Source organism: Bartonella sp. AC329YNZD (genome assembly GCF_042196685.1).
Lineage (GTDB): Bacteria > Pseudomonadota > Alphaproteobacteria > Rhizobiales > Rhizobiaceae > Bartonella.
In genome coordinates this window covers 1-3,879 of record NZ_JBHIQS010000045.1, presented here as the reverse complement: position 1 = coordinate 3,879, position 3,879 = coordinate 1, and the positions used below count along the sequence as shown (strand labels likewise).

3 protein-coding genes and 1 pseudogene are annotated in these 3,879 nt (G+C 39.3%); all 4 read right to left on the bottom strand.

Annotation, left to right across the window (positions count from 1 at the left end; translation table 11 throughout):
• A partial coding sequence (locus ACFIMW_RS08855) for a transglycosylase SLT domain-containing protein (RefSeq protein WP_375608834.1) occupies positions 1–242 on the bottom strand: 242 nt, incomplete at its 3' end.
• Positions 239–2,389, bottom strand: coding sequence for a glycine zipper family protein (locus ACFIMW_RS08850; protein WP_375608835.1), 2,151 nt, complete (start codon positions 2,387–2,389; stop codon positions 239–241). The genes ACFIMW_RS08850 and ACFIMW_RS08855, both read right to left, overlap by 4 nt.
• A gap of 2 nt (positions 2,390–2,391) precedes the next feature.
• Entirely contained in the window at positions 2,392–3,639 is a 1,248-nt protein-coding gene (locus ACFIMW_RS08845) for a hypothetical protein (RefSeq protein WP_375608836.1), read from the bottom strand.
• A gap of 42 nt (positions 3,640–3,681) precedes the next feature.
• A pseudogene (locus tag ACFIMW_RS08840) lies at positions 3,682–3,879 on the bottom strand (hypothetical protein); the annotation flags it as partial.

The window sequence follows — 3,879 nt, the reverse complement described above, 5'->3', positions numbered from 1 at the left end:
AGCGTCAAGCGCCCCATGGCATCTGCCGCTTGCATGGGGTCAAAACGGTCTTGCAAACCATATTGTTTGGCTGTGCTATCGATAAATTGATACAACCCACCCGCAGAAGAACGGGGATTCCTTGCATTCGGATTGCCGCCACTTTCCACTTGCGCAACACGGTATAAATAGCTTTCGGGCAAGCCATACCGTGCTGCTGCTTGACGGATCGCTTGGTCTACAGAAGGACTATAACGGGTCATTTCGCATACTCTATTGAAGCACTGGGACCTAGCCCTTTTGCTATAGCTCTAGAAACAATCTTCAAGCCTTCATCCGTTATCACACCGGCTTTATGCCACTTCAAAGCACTTTGAATCAATTGGGCAATTTCATTGCGCTCCATTCCTTTAACACCAAAAGTTGCTAACTTCGCTATACCGCGCTCTAGCTCTTGCCTTGCCCGTAGCGCCTCCGGGGCATTCGGGTGGAAAAATATATTTCGTGCTAATTTAAAAGCTTGAGTGTGCATATCAGTAAGATTTGGGAAACTAACTCCATCACGAATAGAAAACTCAGGAGCGCCTTCAAATTTGCTAAAACCTTCTTTTGCTGCATCAGAGTAGAACTTCTCCTGATCTACTGCCTTTTTAAAAGTAGAAAACCGTTCCGGTCCTATGGTCCTTTCAAGATTCTCAGACGCAAGATTTTGTTTTAAAAGTTTAGAAAATTCATTAATAGGGTCATCATTTTTTCTGAGTAAATCATCTAAGGCATCTCTCATGCCCATCTGATAGGTATTATTTTGTTTTGTCCAATTCCCTTTAGAAAGATTTTCCTTAACTGCATCCCTCTCAACACTTTTTTCAAGTTTCGTGCCAAAAGCTTGCCTACCTTTCTCAAAACTATCTGCAAAGTTTTTGAACTTTGCTGCACTACCGCGTGCTGCTTTATAAGTAGGAGAGATTTTATCCATTATTTTTACTAAATCCTGTTTGAGGATTTCGTATCCTAAAACCTTTTGATTATCACTAAATTTCTTACTTTTCTCTATCAAATCATCAAGAGACCGCTTGGTTTGATCTAATAACTCTATCGTAGGTTTATAGTTTATACTGCTAAACTTTCTATTATAAAATCGTCTAGGATTTATACTGAGGGGATGTTCTTCTAAAGTCTTAACAGCTTCTTTGAGAGCTCTTTGAAATCCTTTATTCTCGAAAAGTTTATCAAGAACTGGGTAATGTTCTTGTCCTATTGGAGTTTGCCTTGCTTGTTCATAGAGATAATCATGCGCTTCTTTTCCTTGCCGTTTAAGCGTCCTGCTTAAAGTATCTCTATGCTGGTATGGCGCAATTATCTGCTCCATCACATCATCAAGACGTTGAACAGAACCGCCTAATCTTTTCTCATGCGCTTGTTTTAAGATATTATAGACATCTTCATTGGTTTTAGATGAATTCCACAAAGCTTGTCGTAGTTTTTCATTAATGTCTGTCAAAAATACCTTATGAGGTTCTGAGCTAAGGCGTTCAGTGAGGTTTTTCATTTTATTATCGTAAAAATGTTTAGCAACTTCTCTCAAAGCTTTATTTGAAACCTCTTTACGAGCAGGATTAAAAACTCTCCTTATAATGGGAGTATCCTTTACAAGATTTCCTGCACCACGAACTACCTTAGAAATTCCCATACCTCCTAAAGCAGCAGCCGGCGTCAAAACAGCGCCACCCGCAGCACCAGCTAACGCCGAATTCACCGTATCATTATAACCTTCTCCTGCACCAGAACCATGCAAAGCACCAGAACCTGCCCCAACAAGAGCTCCCCTACCCAAACTTCCTAAAGTTGATCCTGCTCGCAAAAAATTTAAAGCAGGGATACCAAAAGATGCCAATGTTGGTAAAATCGAACCAGCAATATAAGCACCAGAAGACAACCATGGATATTTTTTTTCCAAGGCTTTTTGATAAGCACGTTCCTTGGCTACTCTTCTATTATATATCTCCTCTGCTTTCTTATCACCACGCCAATAATCTATAAAACCTGCTTCATTCGCCGCCTGTATCTCATCACTGTACCCCGCCGTGAGACCAGATGTACCATGGCTTCTAATAGCATCCCACCATGTAAGATCTTTATCATCAAACGAGAAATCATCTGTTGTAGTTGATTGATCTGCTGTATTTTGCAACCCTTCAGAAAAAGAATTAGATAACTTCGCAATCTCAGCGGGATCTTCAACTACGCGGAAACGTGTTCCGTTTTTAGAGTATACATATCGGGGAGAAGGAGAGTTTTTTGTTAAAAAATTCTCAATCTCAGCAGGATCTTCAACTACACGAAAACGTGTCCCATTCTTAGCGTATACATATTGAGAATTAATCCCACCAGAAGTCTTATAAGGGGACATTACTATTTCTCCTTAACCAGAACTTTACCATTGGAACTATCAATAAAGTAAGTTATGTTCCCGTTGCTTGCGGCTTCTTCTACACCCATCTTTGGTAACTGATTGTTATATCCTTTCTGAGAATCTGTAGAGTTCGTCTGTGAGGTAACCTCATGCACTTTCTCTGCTGTCAATTCAATTTTACCATTTTGTAGCAACGATAATACATCTGTTTTCATCTTACCCAAAATATGATGAATTTTTTTCAATCTATACATCAGCTCTTTATGACCCAGTCTGTAGTCTATCTCTCCTAAATAGCTCTTTAATATATCAAGCTCTCTTTCTGTGAGATTTCCAAAACCAGAAGCACCATTGCGTGAATACCGTCTCATAGTTTCTAATCTATCGATACCTATACGATTTTTAATCGAGTCAAGGAGAGATTTCATATCACGGTGTTGAGGAACTTTGAAAAAAGCTAACCAATCAGCCAAATTGCCTGTAGACCAATCACCATTCTTGTTCACATAATCCATAAAACGTTCGATATCATTGAGCATATTAGTGCTAATAGCTTCACTATTTTTAAGCTCTATCATTTCTCGTTGGCGGTCCAGTTCTTCTTTAGACCTAGCATCATAACCACCATTCACTTTTTGTAATAGAAAAGCATTCAACGCATCTTTATTCCCAGCTATGAACCGCGCTTCTTCTTCACTATAGCCTTTAGACTTTAGATACTCGACAGTCTGGTTAACCTGTCCTCTTTGTTTATCTCCTTCATGCAAGTTCTTCAGCCCCTTGGCAAAAAGTTGCCATCCAGATGAATTTGGACTAGCCGTTATCGCACCCATAAGAAAATCATCAATATTTTTACTAACATCAGACTGTGAAAAACGAGAAAATTTATCCCAAAAACTAAGATTTGGTTCAGGAGGCTGTTCTTGTAATGGAACTGGTTTTGTTGAAATAGGTGGAGAAGTCTCTAACTGAGGAGGAGTTTCTGATTGTGGAATCGGAGAGGGTTTATTCCCCTCATTATCTATCTCAGAAGGACGAATAGAACCTATTGGAGAAGGAGAAAAAGAGCCTATCTTATATGGATCATTCATAGAAATCGCATTAAGAAAAACTGGTAATTTATGTTTGTCCTTTTGTTGATTCGCTATTGATTGTAGTAAATCTTTTTCTAGTCTGCGTTCGTGTAGATCTTTTTCTAGTTTGGATATGAAACGTCTATCTCTCGGGTCAAAATCTATAAAAACCATTACTTTCCCTTTAACTATTTATTTTTTCTAAGATTATTCAAACTAAACGGCAGCATTTGCTGCCTTTTCCGCAGCCTTCTTTAATCCAAAAAGCACCATCATAGCGTTCTTCCAAGGGTCGTTACCATGCATCGTAGAGCCTGACATATTATTAATCGTCGTGCCGTAATTTCTTGCGAAGCCATGACCGGCGTTCATAAGCATATTCAACCTATTCCAACCGCTATTGTCTTGTTCCAG